Below are 17,012 nucleotides of genomic sequence, written 5' to 3' on the forward strand. Positions count from 1 at the left end.
ATAAGGTATTTTCTCAGTAGCTGTATGGTTTTGCAACTGTTAATGCTGTTTCCTATATATAGTAGGGCAGAAGCAATTGAGAATCCTCCTGCTGCAAAACAAGAAAATAATGAACAAGTAGAAGAACAAAATATAAACACGGAAATAGGACATATTACCGTAAGTAAGACAAAAGCTATTGTCGGTGAAACAATTCACATTGCGATTGAACCAAAAGAATTACGAGTTCAAAAATTGCTGGGGCGGCTTCATTTATCCAATAACGAACAGCAATATGAACAAGAACGCCAGTTATCTTTTACATACGATGAAGAGATGAAACGATGGACTGCAAACTATACAGTTACCCCGTACGATTTAGAGGGAAACTGGCAGCTTGATGTTCTTATGTATGGTGACGGGGAACCGATAGAGCAAAAAGTAGATCTTGTGCAAATTGAAAATAAAGAACCTCTTCCTGATAAGGAAGGTCCAAAGTTGGAGGAATTTCTGATTTCGGATCATCCAGAGGGTACACTTGAAATGAAAAAAGGTGAATCACTGACTATTCATGCTAAGGGAAAAGATGCGGTGTCAACTGTTAAACAAACTACGGTTCGATTAGAAGGGAAAGAAACAAATTTCTCCTTCCAGCTTCAATATGATAAAAAGGAAGATAGCTGGATAGGAACGTATAAAATTACCGAGGCAATGCCAATTGGTGTATACAAACTTATGATTGAATTAGTTGATGCAGCGGGGAATACAAGTGTGACGGAAAGTCAGTACGTTGTTTCAGTTGTAGAAGAGCAAAAGACAGCAGATTCAACGAAAGAACAATCGGAAGAACAAAAACAGCAGGAAGAAACAAAAGTTGTAGCTCCTCCGAAAGAGGCAATTATTACAGTAACAGAACCACCAAAACAAAAGCAGTATGATACTAGTTATACACAAGCTGCAGAAGTAAAAGAGAAACAAAAAGCGCCACATAATAAAGGCGTAGTACAACCAAAGAAAGAAGACAAGAAGGAAGAAAAGAAACAACAGACTGGGGTACAGTCTTCCGATTTATTTGCTATCATATCTGGAGGGTTTTTAATATTTTTCATACTAAAAAGTAATAAAGACTGGAGTTCATAGAGTAAAACTTTCGTCGATTGGATAAAAATAAAGCGCTGCAGTGAATCACTGCAGCGTGTATAAGAGGGAGGGCTGTGTATGGAAATTAATCGAGTGACAACAGGAAAAACAACATTTGAACCATTACAACAGCCTTCAAGTTTGGATAAAGGGGAAGTAACTACACAGCAAAAACAGAATACAATATCGTTTGCGATTGACCGTCATATCGTTACAAAAGGAGAGCAAGTCGGAATTATAGTATCAAATGTTCAAGATGGGCAAGTTGCTGTGCGCATCATTTTAAATGAACTAAAGTCGGTCTTACAATTGTTTCAGCAGCTACAATCGTTATTGGAGCAGCCAAAGGGACAAAATGAGCAAATGTATCAAGGGATTTTACAAAACGTGCAGGAGCTTGTAAAACATGTACATGTTCGGCAAATTCCATTATTAGATGGAACATACGATTTTATTGAATTGCCGGTCTCTTTTCAGCAATATGGGAAACAAGTGACGATACCTTTGCTAGATGTCCTTGCTTTTACTCATATGCTAGAGCAAGATTCTTCTAAAGTAGAGATGGTTGTTCAAACGATAACAGCGTATATGATGAAACTATCAAACGAAAGTACAGGTATTGATGCAACAACTATTGTTTCAAAAGAACTTGATGTCGGTATGTGGAGAGCGTTAGCTGAAATGAGTATGACACAATTATCGCAACAGATGAAACAATGGACAATGCAACATAAATGGTCAATTACAATCTTTTTTCTACTCATTTGGATGATTTGTATATTTGTTATATAGGGGTAACAATAAAATCTTTTTATTTTTATATAAAGATTTAAAGGGAGAAAATACAATGAGTTTAGTAAAAAAGATTACAATCGTGAATTCAATTTTCATTATATTACTCGTATTGTTGTCTGTGTGTAGTAGTTTTGTTGTGTATACGTATGATCAAAAAAGACAACGTACAATGATGGAAGCGAATGAAACGATGCAGTTATATGATTCTATTCGCTTTCAATTTATGTCTGCTACAGCTTCAGTTCAAAGTGCCTTTATACAAGAGCCAAATGATGATCGTAGTGAAGAGGAACGAATAGAGGAATCAGTTGCAAAATTTAACGATGCAAAGAAGGCATATGAGCATATTCAACAGGATGTAGAGAAACTCGGAAAGAGTAGTTATACAACAAATTTTTATAAGCAATTGCAATTGCAAGTTACTGAGGGAAATAAACAAATTGGTGAGTTGCAAAATGTAATAAAGCAAGATCGTCTGCAAGCGTATATTCAAGCGAAACAGGCACTTCGAGTAATTGATTCTGGTGTGAATTTAGCGAATACGCAAAAAAATTCGATTCAAGAAACATTAAGAAATCGTATGGATGAGATTGATGGGACAATACAGTTTATTCGAACTAGTATTACTGTGATGATGGTCATTGTAAGTATTGTTCTTATTATTGTTAATTTCTTGATGATTAAACGTTCTTTACAACCGTTAAGTCAAGTAGCTCGTAAGTTAGAAGCTTTTTCAGGTGAGGAAGCAGATTTATCGTTTCGACTGCAGTATAGAAAACGTAATGAAATTGGCCGCCTTGTAATCGGATTTAATAGCTGTATGGATGAATTGCAGCGAATGATGCTTCATGTTAAAGAAGTAACAAAGGCGGTAACGGAACAATCGAATCGCGTTATGGTTACGTCGGGTGAAGTGGCAGCATCAGTTTCAGGACAAGCAGGGACATTTACAAATATGTCTACACATATGTCTGAACAGGCAAAAGTGATGAATGATAGTTTACAAGCGGCTGAAGATATGTCTAATCGTGTGCAACGCGTAGCGGAAGTGGCGTCTTATGTTGCTGAAACGACGGGACATGCAACGCATCAAGCAGAAGATGGGCGCAAACAAATTCGTCAATCTGTAGAACAAGTCGACACGATTCATCAGTCGGTAAATCATACAGCAAATGTAATTGGAAGTTTAGCAACAAGTTCGAAGCAAATTGAAAGATTAATTGAAGCCATCCGCGATATTGCTGAACAGACGAACTTATTAGCACTCAACGCTTCTATTGAAGCAGCGCGTGCTGGTGAACATGGACGAGGATTTGCTGTTGTTGCAGAGGAAGTGCGTAAATTAGCAGAGCAGTCTAAAGGAGAAACGACAGAAATTCAAGGATTTATTATGCAAATTTATAATGACATTCAACGAGCAACCGCAGCGATTTCGCAAGGTGTAATGGAATCGAAAAAAGGACAAACGATGATGCATGAAGCAGGTGCGGCTGTGGATGGTATCGTACAAGAAATTGCAAAAATTGCAAATGAAATGCAGGAAGTATCTGTACAAACAGAGGAAATGGCAACGCACGTAGAAGATATGCAGCAAACATTACAAACAGTTGCAAATCAATCGACGCGGTATGCAGAACAAACAGAACATATTTCAGTACAGGCTCGTGAACAGGCAGCGGCAGTCGATGTGATGAAACAAGAAGCCGAATCATCTAAACATGTGTCTAATGAGCTCTCAGATGTTATTGGTCGCTATAAATTATCTTAGTTTGTGTCAATATAAAAAGGTCGCTATTCAGTGATGAAAGCGACCTTTTTATATTGGTTTTATCCCGCTATTCGCGGGTACCCCTACCTAAAGACTGAGAGAAAAGCGAGGAAGATAGGTGAGGGACAACTTCCCGTAAAAGCCCGATTGGTGAGAGTTTTCCATCAATGGGAAATGAAGAAAACTCCCACTGATGGGAGTTTCATTTTATATTTTTTCATAGAAAAATGTATCAAAGCGCTGTAAGTTATAGCGCTCCGGAGTTAAAATTTGTTCGGTGCTACCGACAAATAATACTCCGCCTTTCTTGAGGGAACGGCTGAATTTTTCGTATATCTGTGTTCGTGCTTCCTCTGTAAAATAAATCATGACGTTTCGGCAAATAATTAAATCGAAATTTGTATCGAATGCTTGCAATAATAAGTCATGTTGTTTAAATGTAATTGGTTGTTTTATATCAGGATGAATGCTATATTCTTCATTTTCTTTTATAAAATATGTTTGTTTCACAGCACTTGGCACTTCTTTTAAAGAACGATCAGAATATGTGCCGCGTTTTGCTTTTTCTAAAATATTTAAATCGAGATCAGTCGCATGAATTTCAAAACGATATTTTGATAGAATTTGCGAAAGAATGATAGATAATGTATATGGTTCTTCCCCAGCTGCACAAGCAGCGCTCCACATTTTTAATTTTCCGCTATTCTGCCCAATGAGTTTAGGTAACACTTTCGTTTCAAGAGCATCCCACCTTTCACGATTGCGGTAAAATTCAGACACGTTAATTGTTAAATGATCAATAAACGCGGTGAACAGGTGGGGATTATTTTGTAGTTCACGAAGAAATTGTATATAACTCTCATAACCTTTTCGCGTAATAAAAGAATCAATTCTTCTCTTCATCCTATCTTGTTTATATAACGAAATATCGATATTGAAGTGTTGTTTAAACTGTGCAATGAAATAGGTATAGTCTTGTTCTAGCATGATTATGACATAGGCACAATATTTGTATATTGTGCCCCCTCCTTTTTATATTGTGTACTACATTATGCGGATTTTTTGTTCAAAACTTGTTCTAACTTGCTTATCCTGTAGAATCGGTAAATCAAAAATAAGAGCATCTGTACCTATTTCTTTGGCAACGTCTACTGGAATAACAGCTGTATGTTTGTCACCGTTATAAAAACAAAGTACTAAATCTGTATTTTCAATGATTTGTTTTACAAAAAATATATATTCTGAACGATAAACCGCTTCGCTTGGATGATTAAAAGAAAAAAACTGTGATCCGTGTGCTTTTAAATATGTCACAATATCTTGAAATTCATTGGATAATACATGTAACGGCTGCAACGTGTATATGTATAAATTAGGAGCAAGGCGCTCATTTTCAACGAAAAAACGAAGTACTTCATTTTCAATTGATTTATAGCATAGTACATAGATATTATGTTTATAAGCGTATTCAGATAAAAAGTTTTTAATTTCTGTTTGATCTAATGTTGTTAGTTGATTAGAACCACAAAGAAAGATATTCATAGATTTATGCCACCTCATCGTAAATTGTAACATATCTCCTGCAAAAAATAACTGCAAATTATCGTTTGGCAGAGTATAATTGTAAATAGATAGATTTTACGATAAATCAGTCGGGCGCTTATGGGCATCTTACCTATCTTTGATATTTTCTCTAAGTCTTGAGATGGGGAGCGTATTGCCCATGAGTAGCAGGATAAAAAATTAAATAGGTGATACATATATGTTACGTTTTGTGCCCAGCAATCCAGTTTTATCGCACATACCGCCTCAGTTACCAATACAAAAGGAAGCTAAGGATATGCTGCGACCTGCTTTTTCGGATAAATTACATGCTGATCCGAAAAAAGAAAAATTACTCGAACAAATGGAGGCTCTTGTCGGTAATATCGGGGAAATAAAAGAAAAAATTGAACAAGAATTAACACTTGATAACATTATGGAATATAAGAGTACAGTGAAATCATTTTTGAATTTCTATGTAGATAATTTGATGCAGTATAAAGATGTATTAACACGTCATCCACGTTACGGTTATTCGCAAAAAATGACGGTTGTCAAACAAGTCGAAAATGAACTGAATGACTTAGAAGACATTATGAACCTAGTCAATACGAAAACGGGACATTTAGAAATATTAGATCAAATTGGAGAAATTCACGGTTTAATTGTCAATTTAGTATTGTAAAAGGAAGGAAACAGCATGTATACAAAATTATATGAACAGCTTATGGAAATCAAAGATACATACGAAAATATTAGTGCTTTCGGAGAACAAATTTATGAATATTTACAGCAAAAAAAAGTAACAGATGTACAATCTTTACATGTAAAACAACTTCAGCATATTGAACAAGCTAAACAGTTATCCCTTCGTTTTCAAGAAATGATAGAGAACGATTGTAAAGAAAAAGGAATAAGCATAATCAAAGTTCGTTCTTTATTTTCCTATTTTTCGGAAGAGGAAATTAAAAAAATGGAAGAATTACAAAAAATATTAACAGACTTAGAGAAAAATACAAAAACGATACTTTCGAAAAATCAATATTACTTAAACGTACTATTAAAAACTACAGAAAGTATGGTAGATTCGGTTTCGGAATTTAATCTCGAGAGGAACCAAAACTCACAAATTTTTATGAATGAGCTATTGTAGATAAGGGAGAAGTGAAGAAAAATGAGACTATCAGATTATAATACATCGTTGTCTGGGATGCTGGCGGCACAATCAGGACTTCAAGTGACGAAACAAAACCTTTCTAACATACATACACCAGGTTATGTTCGTCAAACAGTGAAGTATGGAGCTGTCGGAGGAAGTAATGGATATACACCTGAACAACGAATTGGCTACGGTGTACAGACATTAGGTGTGGATCGTGTAACAGATGAAGTAAAGACACGCCAATATAATGAACAGTTATCGCAACTGGCATATTATTCGTATATGAATTCAACTTTATCCCAAGTAGAATCAATGGCAGGATCTACAAATGGAAATTCATTATCGAATGTAATGGATCAATTTTTTAATGCATTTCGTGAGGTGGCGAAACATCCAGATCAGCCTACCTACTATCAGTCGTTAATTGCGCAAACAAATGGATTTACACACCAACTGAATGTTCTTGCGAAAAACTTCGAACAAGCAGAAATGCAAACAGGAAAAGATGTAACGCAGCATGTGAATGAATTTAATCAATTAGCTCACAAGTTAGCAGAGGCAAATCAAAAAATTGGTCAAGCGGGAGAACATGCACCGAACGAATTGCTTGATGAACGTGATCGAATTATTACTGAGATGTCGCAATATGCGAATATTGAAGTATCATATGAATCGATGAATCTGAATATCGCAAGTGTTAGAATTAACGGAGTATCAGCTGTTAGCGGTCAAAATATAATTGGAGAAGGCGGCAATCAAGATATGTATCCGCTGCAGCTCATCACAAAGAATGGTACATCATCTATTCAAATTTCTGGAACAGAAGTTCAGTTGCAAGGCGGTGCAATTCAAGCTGCTATTGATACGAAGAAAACAATTGCAGGATATAAAGATCATTTAAATCAACTAATGGTTTCTTTAAAAGATAAGGTAAATGGCATTATGCAGAAAGATTTCTTTGTTGGAGGTAGTGCAAAGGATATAAAGCTTAATCCTGACTTCGAAAAAGATATTTCTAAAATGCAAATTTCAGTTGATACAGCAAATCAACTAGCAGGACTGGGAGATCAGCCTTACGCTGATGGACTGACATATAAGCAGTCTTTGGATAAAATGATTGTCCAAGTTGCAACAGATACGAATGCATCCGGGGCATATAAAACAATTCATGAAGATTTATTAAATGGAATTCAAGAAGAAAAAATGAGTTTAGAAGGTGTCAATATGGACGAAGAAATGGTCAATTTAATGACATATCAAAAATATTTTGTTGCCAATTCGAAGGCAATTAACACAATGAATGAAGTATTTGATAGTTTGTTTGCCATTATTAGATAGATAAAGTAAAACTTTCATCAGTGGGGGTCTTACTACCCGCAAATAGCGGGGGAGGAATTCCGATAAGGATAAGGGAATGTCCTTTTCTTATCCTTATCGGAACTGATGAGGATTATATAGAAAAATAAAAATCCTACTATATGTTTGAGTGAAAGCGAGAGGGAGATTTTATGAGAGTATCAACATCTCAAAGTACAAGTTGGGCAAAAAGTGAATTAATGCGTCTTAATTCTCAACAAATGTATCATCGTAATCAAGTTTCATCTGGTAAAAAAAATATTCGTATGAGTGAAGATCCGCTTGCAGCAAGTAAATCATTTGCGCTTGATCATTCTATAGCGAATATTGAACAAATGCAAAAAGATATAGCAGATTCCAAAAATGTCTTAAAACAAACAGGGAACACGTTGCAAAGTGTGTCTAAATCATTATCAAGAGTAAATGAGATTACTATCCAAGCATTAAATGGAATAAATGGATTGGGTGAATTGAAAGCAATTGGAACAGAAGTAGATCAAATATTAAAACAAGTTGTATCTTTGGCAAATACAAAAGAAGAGGGACATTATCTTTTTGGAGGTGAAGGTACAACACAGCCGCCATTTGCTGATGATGGTACATATCAGGGCGGGGAGAAAGACATTGCTTGGACATTAAATGATGGTTATGACGTGAAGGTATTTCGAAATGGAAAAGACTTGTTAACACCAACCATTCAAACGTTAGTGAAACTGAAAGATGCACTGCAAAGTGGTGACCGAAAAGCATTAGAACCATTGATGCAGCAAAATAAAGATAACTTAGATAATGTTTTAAATCATACAACAGAAGTCGGTGCGACGATGAACACGTTAAATTCATTTGAAACCATTTTAAATGAGCAAAACATCGCACTGCAAGAAAATAAAAAAGAAGTTGAAGGTGTCGATTTATCAGTAGCTATTTCTGATTTAGCCTATATAAATGCAACGTATGAAGCAACGTTAAAAGCAGTAAGTACAATGAGTAAAATTAGTATTCTAGATTATATGTAAAAACGAGGAGTGGGAGAGTATGGCAGGAACAATAACAGGTATTGGCGGAGGTCAACAAATTTGGAACCTCGGAAATAATTTAATTGATACATCACAGTTAGTGCAACTCGAATTGCAAACGTTAGAAATGAGAAAAACGCCCTATAATACTCAAAAAAAATCATTAACAGATGAAAGGGCTGTATATAGTAGCTTAAAAACACAGTTTAGCCCATTTGTCCAAACTTTTAAAGATTTAGCTGCTTTTAAGGGGAATGAAAAGAAAGTTACTTTATCACAAGATGGATACGCGAGTGTTCAAGCGGATGCGACAGCCATTGCCGGAACGTTTAATATTGAAGTAAAGCAATTAGCAGAACGTCATCAAATTTCAAGCGGGTCAATTGATATAAATGCCAAACCTGGTGCAGGTACAATTGAAATTAAAGGTGAAAAACTAACGATTACAGCGGATATGACATATAAAGATCTTATAAATACAATAAACAGTGGGAATTATGGTGTATCTGCTTATACGTTAGGAGATAAAATGTTTATTTCTGCTACAAAAGAGGGAACAGCCGATGCAATTCAACTGAAAGACATCTCTGGCACAATTCTGAAAGATAGTGGTTTTTTCACAGATACTGGGGAAATAAATACAATAAATGCTGCAAAAGATGCTATATATACAATTAATGGAGTGGAAATAACAGAAGCTGACAAAAAAACTAATACAATAGATACAATTCCAGGTGTAACCATTCATTTAGAGAAAGTAACGGAAGCTGGTAAACCAATTAAACTCACAGTGGAAGATTCTGGTGTGAAAAATGCAGCAGACATTATAAAAAAAATGGTTGCCGACTATAATAAAGGCGTATCTGCAATGGACTTATTTTCAGGGGAAAACGGTGCACTTCAAGGACAAACTGTTATGCAAACGATTCGACAAGCGATGAATGATGCTGTGTCGTTTACACAAAATGGAAAGTACTTATTTTCATTTGGTATACAAGTGAATAAAGACGGAACGTTGCAAGTAGATGAAACGAAGCTAACGAATGCATTAAAAGAAAATCCAGAAGCAGCAAAACAGTTTTTCTTTGGAGTAGATGGTTTAGGAAAACAAATAGATAAAAAGCTTGATAAAATTTTTGGCGAAACAGGTATGATTGGAGAGCATGTAAAAAGCATTGATGATCAAGTATCGAAATTAGACAGTAAACTTAAAGATATTGATACGCTAAATAAACTAAAACAAGATGCTATTGTTGATAAATATGCAAAATTAGAGCAGCAATTGGCTATGTTAGATACTCAATTAAAATCTATTCAAGCGATGACAAAACAAAAGAATAACGATTAAGAAAAGTAGAGGGAGTTAAGAGTATGCAAGCGTGGCAGAGATATATGCAAAATGATATTATGACAAGCAATCCAATTAAAAATACAATTTTTATTTATGAAAGATGTATTGTTGAGTTTCGTAAAATAGAAGAATTGTTAAATAAATTTCAATTTCAAGAAGCTGATGAAATATTAGATAAATTAGAACGTATTTTTGATGAATTAAAGCTGCAGTTAAATCCAGATATTAGTGAAGATTTATATGACAATTTATATTCGTTATATGACTGGATTAGTAATCAAATTCAAACGATGAAAATAACTCGTGAAACAACAGATATGGATGCTGTTGTACAAGTATTACAAGATTTAGCTGAGGGATACCGCGGAGTATTAGAAAATGAACAATAAGGCATATGAAGAATTTGTGAGCTGTTTTAATAATACAAATGATGTAATTGTATCAGAAGAGGTATTAGAAACGAGGATGAAAGAGTTTAATACGTGGTTTTCGATATTAGATGAGCCAACGCGCATTCAAATAGCAGATGAAGTGATTCTGCTTATTACAAAGGCTAAAGAGCAAATTCGTCATAAGCAGCGTACATTAGAAGAAGTGATTTTAGTAAATGATAGCAGAATGAAAGCAAATTCATTTTATGGCAAGTATTAATGACATTTCTATACAAAAGAAGGGCGATCGTATTCGAAAGGATCATCGCTTTTTCTTTTGTTCTATCTCGCATTAACAGGTAGCAAGGAAAGCAGTTGAGGGATAAAAAAGGACTCATGGAAGTTTCATTTTATTGTAAAAGTTTAATTAGCTTGCTAGCGTATGTAGCAATACAGAAAAAAGATTCATTTTTTTATTTTTTTTAAAGACAATATTGCGAAAATAACATAAAATATTGAAAGATACCTAATAAAATATTATTTTAATAAATGGATACATATATTAAGGTAATCAAAATATAAAAATGAAATGATAGAAGAGAGTGGGAGTATGCCAGATTTTGTGAGTAGTGTCAGTCATTATATGGATTATTTAGTGACAAAACGAAATGCCATTTCTAATAATATTTCGAATGCAAATACGCCTGGATTTCAAGCGCAAGATGTTGATTTTTCTGAGCAACTTGCAAGTAATAATGAGTTGTATAAAAAAAATGAACTAGATTTGCAAAACAATAGTCAGCTCTATCAAACGAATCCCATGCATTTACCGTTAGCAAATGAAACAAATACATATGCGAAAATTCGAACAAATACTTTGTCTAACAAAGAAGATGGGAATAGTGTTGATGTGACAAAAGAAATGATTGATCTTGTGAAAACAAATCAGTTATATGGTATATCTATTAATGCAGTTAATACGCAATACACAATTGATCAAGCAGCTAGAGGACGCTAAAGAAAGAGGGTAAGCACATGTTTCAAGCGATTAATGCCAGTGGTTCTGGATTGACAGCAGCAAAAAAATGGATGGAAGTTACTTCTGATAATATTGTTAATGCGAATACGACGAGAGGATCTGACGGAGGACCGTATCATCGTCGCAGCGTTATATTAGAACAAAATAATAATTTTGCAAGTATGTTGCAAAGTGAGCCAAATACAGGTGTAAGAGTAGCCTCTATTGAAACGGATCCAAATGAGAACCTTATTTATGATCCTTCGCATCCACAAGCGAACGCACAAGGATATGTGCGTTATCCAAATGTTGATATAACAGCCGAAATGACAAATGTTATGGTTGCACAAAAAATGTATGAAGCAAACACAAGTGTATTCAATGCGAATAAAAAAATGCTTGATAAAGATTTAGAAATCGGACGAGGTTAAGAAGGCGAAAGGAAGAGAATATATGCGAATTCAACCACTTAGCAATACACAACCATTTAGCGGTATTCAACCGCTTACAGCACAAAAAACTTCTTCAACTTCAGTGGAAGGTAAACAATTTATCGATTTATTAGAAGAGATGAATCAAACGCAAAACAATGCACAAACAGGAGTTTATGACTTGCTTACAAAAGGGATAGGCAACACAAATGATGTACTTATTCAACAAAAAAAAGCAGAATCACAAATGAAAACAGCGGCTGTTGTGAGAGATAACCTTATTGAAAATTATAAACAGCTTATGAATATGCAAATTTAGAAATATGGACGGATGTGTGTGAAATGGAAAAAATAAAAGGCGTTTTCCAATCGTTAAAAATGTGGCATAAGATGGTGATTGGAGCTGCTGTTTTAGCCATTGTTACAGCTGGATTGCTATATTACACTTTGCCTGATAAATATGTTGTTGTTTATCAAAATTTAAGTGATAAGGATAAACAAGATATTACAGTGGAATTATCGAAGCTAGGTGTAGACTATAAGCTTAATCAAGATGGATCAATTGGTGTGTTAAAGAAAGATGCCACTTGGATTCGTAAAGAGATGACAGGAATGGGCTTACCGTTCAACTCTAAAAGCGGAGAAGATATTTTGCTCGAAAGTTCTCTCGGCTCTAGTGAGCAAGACAAACAAATGAAGCAGCTCGTTGGAACGAGGAAGCAATTAGAACAAGATATTGTAAAAAACTTTGCAACAATTGAAAGTGCAAATGTGCAAATTACATTGCCGGAAAAAGAGACAATTTTTGATGCAGAGAAAGCAAAAGGAACAGCAGCTGTAACAGTTGGTGTGAAAAGAGGACAAACATTAACAGAAGATCAAATCATGGGGGTCCAGTCTATGATTAGCGCGGCTGTCCCTGGCGTAAAGGCAGAAGAAGTAAGCGTTATTGATAGTCAGAAAGGTATTATTTCAAAAGGCGCAAATGAATCTCATAACACAGGTTCATCTTCTTACGAAAAAGAACTAGAACTGAAAAATAAAATAGAAGACAAATTAAAGCAAGACATCGACTCTACATTAGTGACAATGTTTAAGCCAGATGAGTTTAAAGTAAATACAAACGTAACTGTGAACTATGATGAAGTAACAAGACAGTCTGAGAAATATGGCGATAAAGGTGTACTTCGCAGTAAACAAGATCAACAGGAGAAATCGACAGCACAAGAAGGAGCAGGTGCTCAGCAAGGTGCAGGAATTACTGCAAATGGTCAGGTTCCAAATTACGGAACAAGTAATAATCAAAATGGAAAAGTTATATATGATCAAAATAATGGAAATAAAATTGAAAACTATGAAATTGATAAAACAGTTGAAACGGTGAAACAACATCCTGAATTAACAAAAACGAATGTTGTTGTTTGGGTAGATAGTAAAACATTAGCAAAACGAAACGTTGATATAAATGCCTTTAAACAAGCGATTGCAACAGCTGCAGGACTACAGGCAGATCCAAATGGTAATTTTACGAACGGTCAAGTGAATATCATTACTGTTCAATTTGATACGCCGCAGAAAGCAGCACCGAAAGCAGCACCACAAAGTAGCTTCAATTGGTGGATTATTGGAGGCGCGCTCGCAGGATTATTATTACTAGGCGGTGCCTTATGGTATTTCTTAGCGAAGCGAAAGAAAAAGGAAGAAGAACAGTTTATTCCAGAGTTTGATCCAGACGCAAGAGAAGAAGTGGCGGCTACAGAAGGTATAATAGATACTCGAGAGAAAATTGAAGAACCAGAATCGACAGAGCCTTCGTTAGATGAACAAGTACAACAAGTGTCAAGAGAACATGTAGAAGGCACTGCAAAAGTAATTAAAAAATGGTTAAACGGACAGTGAGGGACATAAGCGATGATAGAAGAAATCTCCTCAATAGAAAAAGCAGCCATACTTGTTCGTATATTGGAAGAAGATGTGGCAACGCAAGTTATTGAATATATGAATGAAGAGGAAAAAGAAGTACTATTGCGAGAAATTGCTAAGTTTCATGAATACAAACCAGAAACGTTAGAAAATGTATTAGGGCAATTTTTATATGAATTAAACGTCAAAGAATTGAACTTAATCACACCAGATAAAGAATATATTCGCCGCATTTTCAAAAATATGCCGGAAGAAGAGCTTGAGAAACTATTAGAAGATTTATGGAATAGTAAAGATAATCCGTTTGAGTTTCTCAACTCGCTTACGGATTTAGAGCAGCTGCTTACAGTGCTAAACGATGAATCACCACAGACGATTGCAATTATTGCGTCATATATTAAGCCGCAGCTTGCTTCAAGGTTAATTGAAAAATTACCAGACCATAAACGAGTTGAAACGGTTATGGGAATTGCGAAGCTTGAACAGGTTGATGGTGAGCTTATTAACCAAATCGGTGATTTATTAAAATCGAAATTAAACAATATGGCGTCTAGTATGATTAACAAAACAGATGGTCTGCAAACAATTGTTAATATTTTAAATAATGTTTCTCGTGGTGTAGAGAAAACGGTATTTGAAAAACTTGAAAAAATGGATTACGAACTATCTGAAAAGATTAAAGAAAATATGTTTGTGTTTGAAGACTTACTGCGTCTTGATGATTTAGCGCTGCGCCGTGTGTTAGAGGAAGTTTCTGATAACGGACTGATTGCGAAAGCATTGAAAATTGCAAAAGAAGAAATTAAAGAGAAGCTCTTTACGTGTATGTCTAGTAACCGTAAAGAGATGATTATGGAAGAGTTAGACGGTCTTGGTCCACTGAAAGTGACAGAGGCTGAAAAAGCACAACAAACGATTACAAGTGCTGTGAAAAAATTAGAAAAAGAAGGTCGTATTGCTGTTCAAAGAGGTGAAGAAGATGTCTTTATTTAAAAACAGAATTCCGAAGAATTCTGTTTCTTTTTCGCATGAAACGTATGAATTACAATTTCCGCAGCAGATAGTATTGTCAGAAGAGAACTTGGAAGAAGAAACGGAAATAAGTGCAGCTAAGGCGGAGTTATTCGCCCAAAAGGAACAGCTACAATTACAGATGTTGAAGCTCCAGCAAATAGAAGAAGAGTTAAAGCAGGAGAAAATAAGCCTTCAGCAAGAACGAGAACAATTTAGCTTATTACAAGAAGAGCATCGAAAGAAAATAGAAGCAGATCGAAGTGCTCTTTTTGAAGAACAGAAAGAGATGGCGATTGAATGGTCAGAATTACTTTGGGATCAATCACTGCAATTAGCCGAAAAGGTTGTTAATCAAGCTCTTGATTTGGGACAACTTGAGTTATTGCCAATTTTAAAGGGCATCGTTCAAACACTGCCAACATCGTTTGAAAAGCTTATGATTACGGTTCATCCGGAAACGTTTGAAAAAATCGAACAAGAAAAGACTGTAACGAAAGAATATTGGCTTCTTGAACTTGTTGAGTGGAAATATGACTTTTCTTTACAATTTGGTGAATTTATTTTAGAAGAAGAAAAAGAGTTTTTCGAATTTAAATTCAAGCCAATTTTTGAAAAACTTCGCGAGCAATGGCAAGAACAGCAACTATTTGAGGGACAAACAGTATGAAAGAGCGGCTTGTAAAAGAACATAAAAAATGGAATGCCTTTATTGAAACACCATTTTATATAAAAAGAGGAAAAGTACATAGTGTGCAAGAACAATTTTTCGTTGCAAAGGGGCCGAAAGCGAAAATTGGTGATGTATGTCTCGTTGGAGAACATAACGTCTTATGTGAAGTCATTGCAATTGAAAAAGAAAACAATATGCTGCTTCCGTTCGATCAAACAGAAAAAGTATGTTACGGTGACGCTGTTACACTCATTAGCGAGGATGTTGCTGTGCCGCGCGGTGAGCATTTACTTGGTAAAGTGTTAAGCGCAAATGGTGAAATTTTAAATGAACAGGTAGCAACTGTGCCGCTCCAAAAAATAAAGCTTGATGCACCGCCAATTCATGCGTTTGAGCGTGAAGAGATTACAGAAGTATTTGAGACCGGTATTAAATCAATTGATGGAATGCTTACGATTGGGATTGGACAAAAAATCGGGATTTTTGCAGGATCAGGTGTCGGAAAATCAACACTTCTCGGTATGATTGCAAAAAATGCAAACGCAGATGTGAATGTGATTAGCTTAGTAGGTGAACGCGGACGTGAAGTAAAAGATTTTATTCGAAAAGAGCTAGGCGAAGAAGGCATGAAAAAAAGCGTTGTCGTTGTAGCGACGTCTGACGAAAGCCATCTTATGCAACTTCGGGCTGCAAAATTAGCAACCTCGATTGCAGAATACTTTCGTGATCAAGGAAACAACGTCCTTTTAATGATGGACTCTGTCACTCGTTTTGCTGATGCAAGAAGAAGTGTTGATATTGCCGTGAAGGAATTACCGATTGGCGGAAAAACATTGTTAATGGAAAGTTATATGAAGAAATTACTTGAGCGCTCTGGGAAAACAAAAAAAGGCTCTATTACTGGTATTTATACGGTTCTTGTTGACGGCGATGATTTAAATGGTCCGATCCCAGACTTAGCACGTGGTATTTTAGATGGGCATATTGTATTAAAGCGTGATTTAGCTACGTTAAATCATTATCCAGCTATTTCTGTATTAGATTCTGTAAGTCGGATTATGGAAGAGATTGTTACACCGAAGCATTGGCAGATTGCGAATGAAATAAGAAAGACGTTATCAATTTATAAAGAAAATGAATTGTACTTTAAACTTGGTACAATTCAAGAGAATGAAGAGAATGCGTATGTTTTTGCATGTAAAAATAAAATAGACGATATTCATGCATTTTTAAAACAAGGTCGAACGGACAGCTATCGTTTTGCCGATATTATTCAGCATATGTATAGTATTGTGTAAAGGCCTCAACATAGAGGCCTTTTTCATTATAAAGTGAAACATCCACCAGTAGACGCTTTTCTTACTGATGGATAGCGGGCGCTCACTGACCGCGAATAGCGGGATAAATTATAGCTTCCTTCTAGAATATTTCACAGATTTTTTTGTAAAAAAACTATATAATAGAAAAGAGGACAGG

Annotated in this window: 19 protein-coding genes; 17 read left to right on the plus strand and 2 right to left on the minus strand. The window is 35.4% G+C overall.

Annotation, left to right across the window (positions count from 1 at the left end):
- Positions 1–24: 24 nt before the first annotated feature.
- The 3 genes from WAX78_RS14115 to WAX78_RS25195 all read left to right on the plus strand — a co-directional run bounded on the left by WAX78_RS14115 (position 25) and on the right by WAX78_RS25195 (position 3,682).
- The gene (locus tag WAX78_RS14115) at positions 25–1,119 is read left to right on the plus strand and encodes a transglycosylase (protein WP_336482892.1); all 1,095 of its coding nucleotides are present in this window, start codon (positions 25–27) and stop codon (positions 1,117–1,119) included.
- Positions 1,120–1,197: 78 nt separating this feature from the next.
- Positions 1,198–1,911, plus strand: coding sequence for a hypothetical protein (locus WAX78_RS14120; protein WP_336482893.1), 714 nt, complete (start codon positions 1,198–1,200; stop codon positions 1,909–1,911).
- Between the two features lie 1,021 nt (positions 1,912–2,932).
- Complete coding sequence (locus WAX78_RS25195; RefSeq protein WP_413789200.1) at positions 2,933–3,682, plus strand: methyl-accepting chemotaxis protein; 750 nt, start codon at positions 2,933–2,935, stop codon at positions 3,680–3,682.
- A gap of 207 nt (positions 3,683–3,889) precedes the next feature.
- Here WAX78_RS25195 and WAX78_RS14130 read toward each other — a convergent pair whose 3' ends face one another.
- Together WAX78_RS14130 and WAX78_RS14135 are read right to left on the minus strand one after the other, a co-directional pair.
- Positions 3,890–4,672: a CheR family methyltransferase gene (locus tag WAX78_RS14130; RefSeq protein WP_336483025.1), complete on the minus strand. Its 783-nt coding sequence runs from the start codon at positions 4,670–4,672 to the stop codon at positions 3,890–3,892.
- 54 nt (positions 4,673–4,726) lie between these two features.
- Complete coding sequence (locus WAX78_RS14135; protein WP_336482895.1) at positions 4,727–5,224, minus strand: flagellar motor switch protein FliG; 498 nt, start codon at positions 5,222–5,224, stop codon at positions 4,727–4,729.
- A gap of 220 nt (positions 5,225–5,444) precedes the next feature.
- On the opposite strand from WAX78_RS14135, the gene WAX78_RS14140 reads away from it, so the two are divergent.
- From WAX78_RS14140 to WAX78_RS14205, 14 genes are all read left to right on the plus strand, one after another.
- Complete coding sequence (locus WAX78_RS14140) at positions 5,445–5,909, plus strand: YaaR family protein (protein ID WP_336482896.1); 465 nt, start codon at positions 5,445–5,447, stop codon at positions 5,907–5,909.
- A 15-nt stretch (positions 5,910–5,924) separates the two neighbouring features.
- A complete protein-coding gene (locus tag WAX78_RS14145) occupies positions 5,925–6,377 on the plus strand; it encodes a hypothetical protein (RefSeq protein ID WP_336482897.1) in 453 nt (150 codons plus the stop codon).
- A gap of 21 nt (positions 6,378–6,398) precedes the next feature.
- Positions 6,399–7,724, plus strand: a complete 1,326-nt coding sequence (gene flgK, locus WAX78_RS14150) for a flagellar hook-associated protein FlgK (protein WP_336482898.1) — start codon at positions 6,399–6,401, stop codon at positions 7,722–7,724.
- A 170-nt stretch (positions 7,725–7,894) separates the two neighbouring features.
- Positions 7,895–8,758: a flagellar hook-associated protein 3 gene (locus WAX78_RS14155; protein ID WP_336482899.1), complete on the plus strand. Its 864-nt coding sequence runs from the start codon at positions 7,895–7,897 to the stop codon at positions 8,756–8,758.
- A gap of 19 nt (positions 8,759–8,777) precedes the next feature.
- Positions 8,778–10,106, plus strand: a complete 1,329-nt coding sequence (locus tag WAX78_RS14160) for a flagellar hook-associated protein 2 (protein ID WP_336482900.1) — start codon at positions 8,778–8,780, stop codon at positions 10,104–10,106.
- A gap of 23 nt (positions 10,107–10,129) precedes the next feature.
- Positions 10,130–10,498 carry a flagellar export chaperone FliS gene (locus WAX78_RS14165; protein ID WP_336482901.1) on the plus strand — a complete coding sequence of 123 codons (369 nt, stop codon included), beginning with the start codon at positions 10,130–10,132 and terminating at the stop codon, positions 10,496–10,498.
- Positions 10,488–10,760 carry a flagellar biosynthesis protein FlgG gene (locus tag WAX78_RS14170; RefSeq protein ID WP_336482902.1) on the plus strand — a complete coding sequence of 91 codons (273 nt, stop codon included), beginning with the start codon at positions 10,488–10,490 and terminating at the stop codon, positions 10,758–10,760. Before WAX78_RS14165 ends, WAX78_RS14170 begins: the two co-directional genes overlap by 11 nt.
- A gap of 330 nt (positions 10,761–11,090) precedes the next feature.
- On the plus strand, positions 11,091–11,498 hold the full coding sequence (gene flgB / locus WAX78_RS14175; protein WP_336482903.1) for a flagellar basal body rod protein FlgB: 408 nt from the start codon (positions 11,091–11,093) through the stop codon (positions 11,496–11,498).
- Positions 11,499–11,515: 17 nt separating this feature from the next.
- The gene (flgC, locus tag WAX78_RS14180) at positions 11,516–11,929 is read left to right on the plus strand and encodes a flagellar basal body rod protein FlgC (protein WP_336482904.1); all 414 of its coding nucleotides are present in this window, start codon (positions 11,516–11,518) and stop codon (positions 11,927–11,929) included.
- A 22-nt stretch (positions 11,930–11,951) separates the two neighbouring features.
- Positions 11,952–12,248: a flagellar hook-basal body complex protein FliE gene (gene fliE, locus WAX78_RS14185; protein ID WP_336482905.1), complete on the plus strand. Its 297-nt coding sequence runs from the start codon at positions 11,952–11,954 to the stop codon at positions 12,246–12,248.
- A 23-nt stretch (positions 12,249–12,271) separates the two neighbouring features.
- Positions 12,272–13,828, plus strand: coding sequence for a flagellar basal-body MS-ring/collar protein FliF (gene fliF / locus WAX78_RS14190; protein WP_336482906.1), 1,557 nt, complete (start codon positions 12,272–12,274; stop codon positions 13,826–13,828).
- Positions 13,829–13,840: 12 nt separating this feature from the next.
- Positions 13,841–14,845: a flagellar motor switch protein FliG gene (locus WAX78_RS14195; RefSeq protein ID WP_336482907.1), complete on the plus strand. Its 1,005-nt coding sequence runs from the start codon at positions 13,841–13,843 to the stop codon at positions 14,843–14,845.
- The gene (locus WAX78_RS14200) at positions 14,832–15,533 is read left to right on the plus strand and encodes a FliH/SctL family protein (protein ID WP_336482908.1); all 702 of its coding nucleotides are present in this window, start codon (positions 14,832–14,834) and stop codon (positions 15,531–15,533) included. Before WAX78_RS14195 ends, WAX78_RS14200 begins: the two co-directional genes overlap by 14 nt.
- A complete protein-coding gene (locus WAX78_RS14205) occupies positions 15,530–16,834 on the plus strand; it encodes a flagellar protein export ATPase FliI (protein WP_336482909.1) in 1,305 nt (434 codons plus the stop codon). Before WAX78_RS14200 ends, WAX78_RS14205 begins: the two co-directional genes overlap by 4 nt.
- Positions 16,835–17,012 lie beyond the last annotated feature (178 nt).

This window comes from Bacillus yunxiaonensis (assembly GCF_037104695.1).
GTDB lineage: Bacteria > Bacillota > Bacilli > Bacillales > Bacillaceae_G > Bacillus_A > Bacillus_A yunxiaonensis.

Excerpts from the sequence above, each read along its gene's own strand:
- WAX78_RS14115 (WP_336482892.1), top strand. The coding sequence starts at position 25 with ATGGTTTTGCAACTGTTAATGCTGTTTCCTATATATAGTAGGGCAGAA.
- WAX78_RS14120 (WP_336482893.1), top strand. The coding sequence starts at position 1,198 with ATGGAAATTAATCGAGTGACAACAGGAAAAACAACATTTGAACCATTA.
- WAX78_RS25195 (WP_413789200.1), top strand. The coding sequence starts at position 2,933 with ATGTCTAATCGTGTGCAACGCGTAGCGGAAGTGGCGTCTTATGTTGCT.
- WAX78_RS14135 (WP_336482895.1), bottom strand. The coding sequence starts at position 5,224 with ATGAATATCTTTCTTTGTGGTTCTAATCAACTAACAACATTAGATCAA.
- WAX78_RS14140 (WP_336482896.1), top strand. The coding sequence starts at position 5,445 with ATGTTACGTTTTGTGCCCAGCAATCCAGTTTTATCGCACATACCGCCT.
- WAX78_RS14145 (WP_336482897.1), top strand. The coding sequence starts at position 5,925 with ATGTATACAAAATTATATGAACAGCTTATGGAAATCAAAGATACATAC.
- flgK (WP_336482898.1), top strand. The coding sequence starts at position 6,399 with ATGAGACTATCAGATTATAATACATCGTTGTCTGGGATGCTGGCGGCA.
- WAX78_RS14155 (WP_336482899.1), top strand. The coding sequence starts at position 7,895 with ATGAGAGTATCAACATCTCAAAGTACAAGTTGGGCAAAAAGTGAATTA.
- WAX78_RS14160 (WP_336482900.1), top strand. The coding sequence starts at position 8,778 with ATGGCAGGAACAATAACAGGTATTGGCGGAGGTCAACAAATTTGGAAC.
- WAX78_RS14165 (WP_336482901.1), top strand. The coding sequence starts at position 10,130 with ATGCAAGCGTGGCAGAGATATATGCAAAATGATATTATGACAAGCAAT.
- WAX78_RS14170 (WP_336482902.1), top strand. The coding sequence starts at position 10,488 with ATGAACAATAAGGCATATGAAGAATTTGTGAGCTGTTTTAATAATACA.
- flgB (WP_336482903.1), top strand. The coding sequence starts at position 11,091 with ATGCCAGATTTTGTGAGTAGTGTCAGTCATTATATGGATTATTTAGTG.
- flgC (WP_336482904.1), top strand. The coding sequence starts at position 11,516 with ATGTTTCAAGCGATTAATGCCAGTGGTTCTGGATTGACAGCAGCAAAA.
- fliE (WP_336482905.1), top strand. The coding sequence starts at position 11,952 with ATGCGAATTCAACCACTTAGCAATACACAACCATTTAGCGGTATTCAA.
- fliF (WP_336482906.1), top strand. The coding sequence starts at position 12,272 with ATGGAAAAAATAAAAGGCGTTTTCCAATCGTTAAAAATGTGGCATAAG.
- WAX78_RS14195 (WP_336482907.1), top strand. The coding sequence starts at position 13,841 with ATGATAGAAGAAATCTCCTCAATAGAAAAAGCAGCCATACTTGTTCGT.
- WAX78_RS14200 (WP_336482908.1), top strand. The coding sequence starts at position 14,832 with ATGTCTTTATTTAAAAACAGAATTCCGAAGAATTCTGTTTCTTTTTCG.
- WAX78_RS14205 (WP_336482909.1), top strand. The coding sequence starts at position 15,530 with ATGAAAGAGCGGCTTGTAAAAGAACATAAAAAATGGAATGCCTTTATT.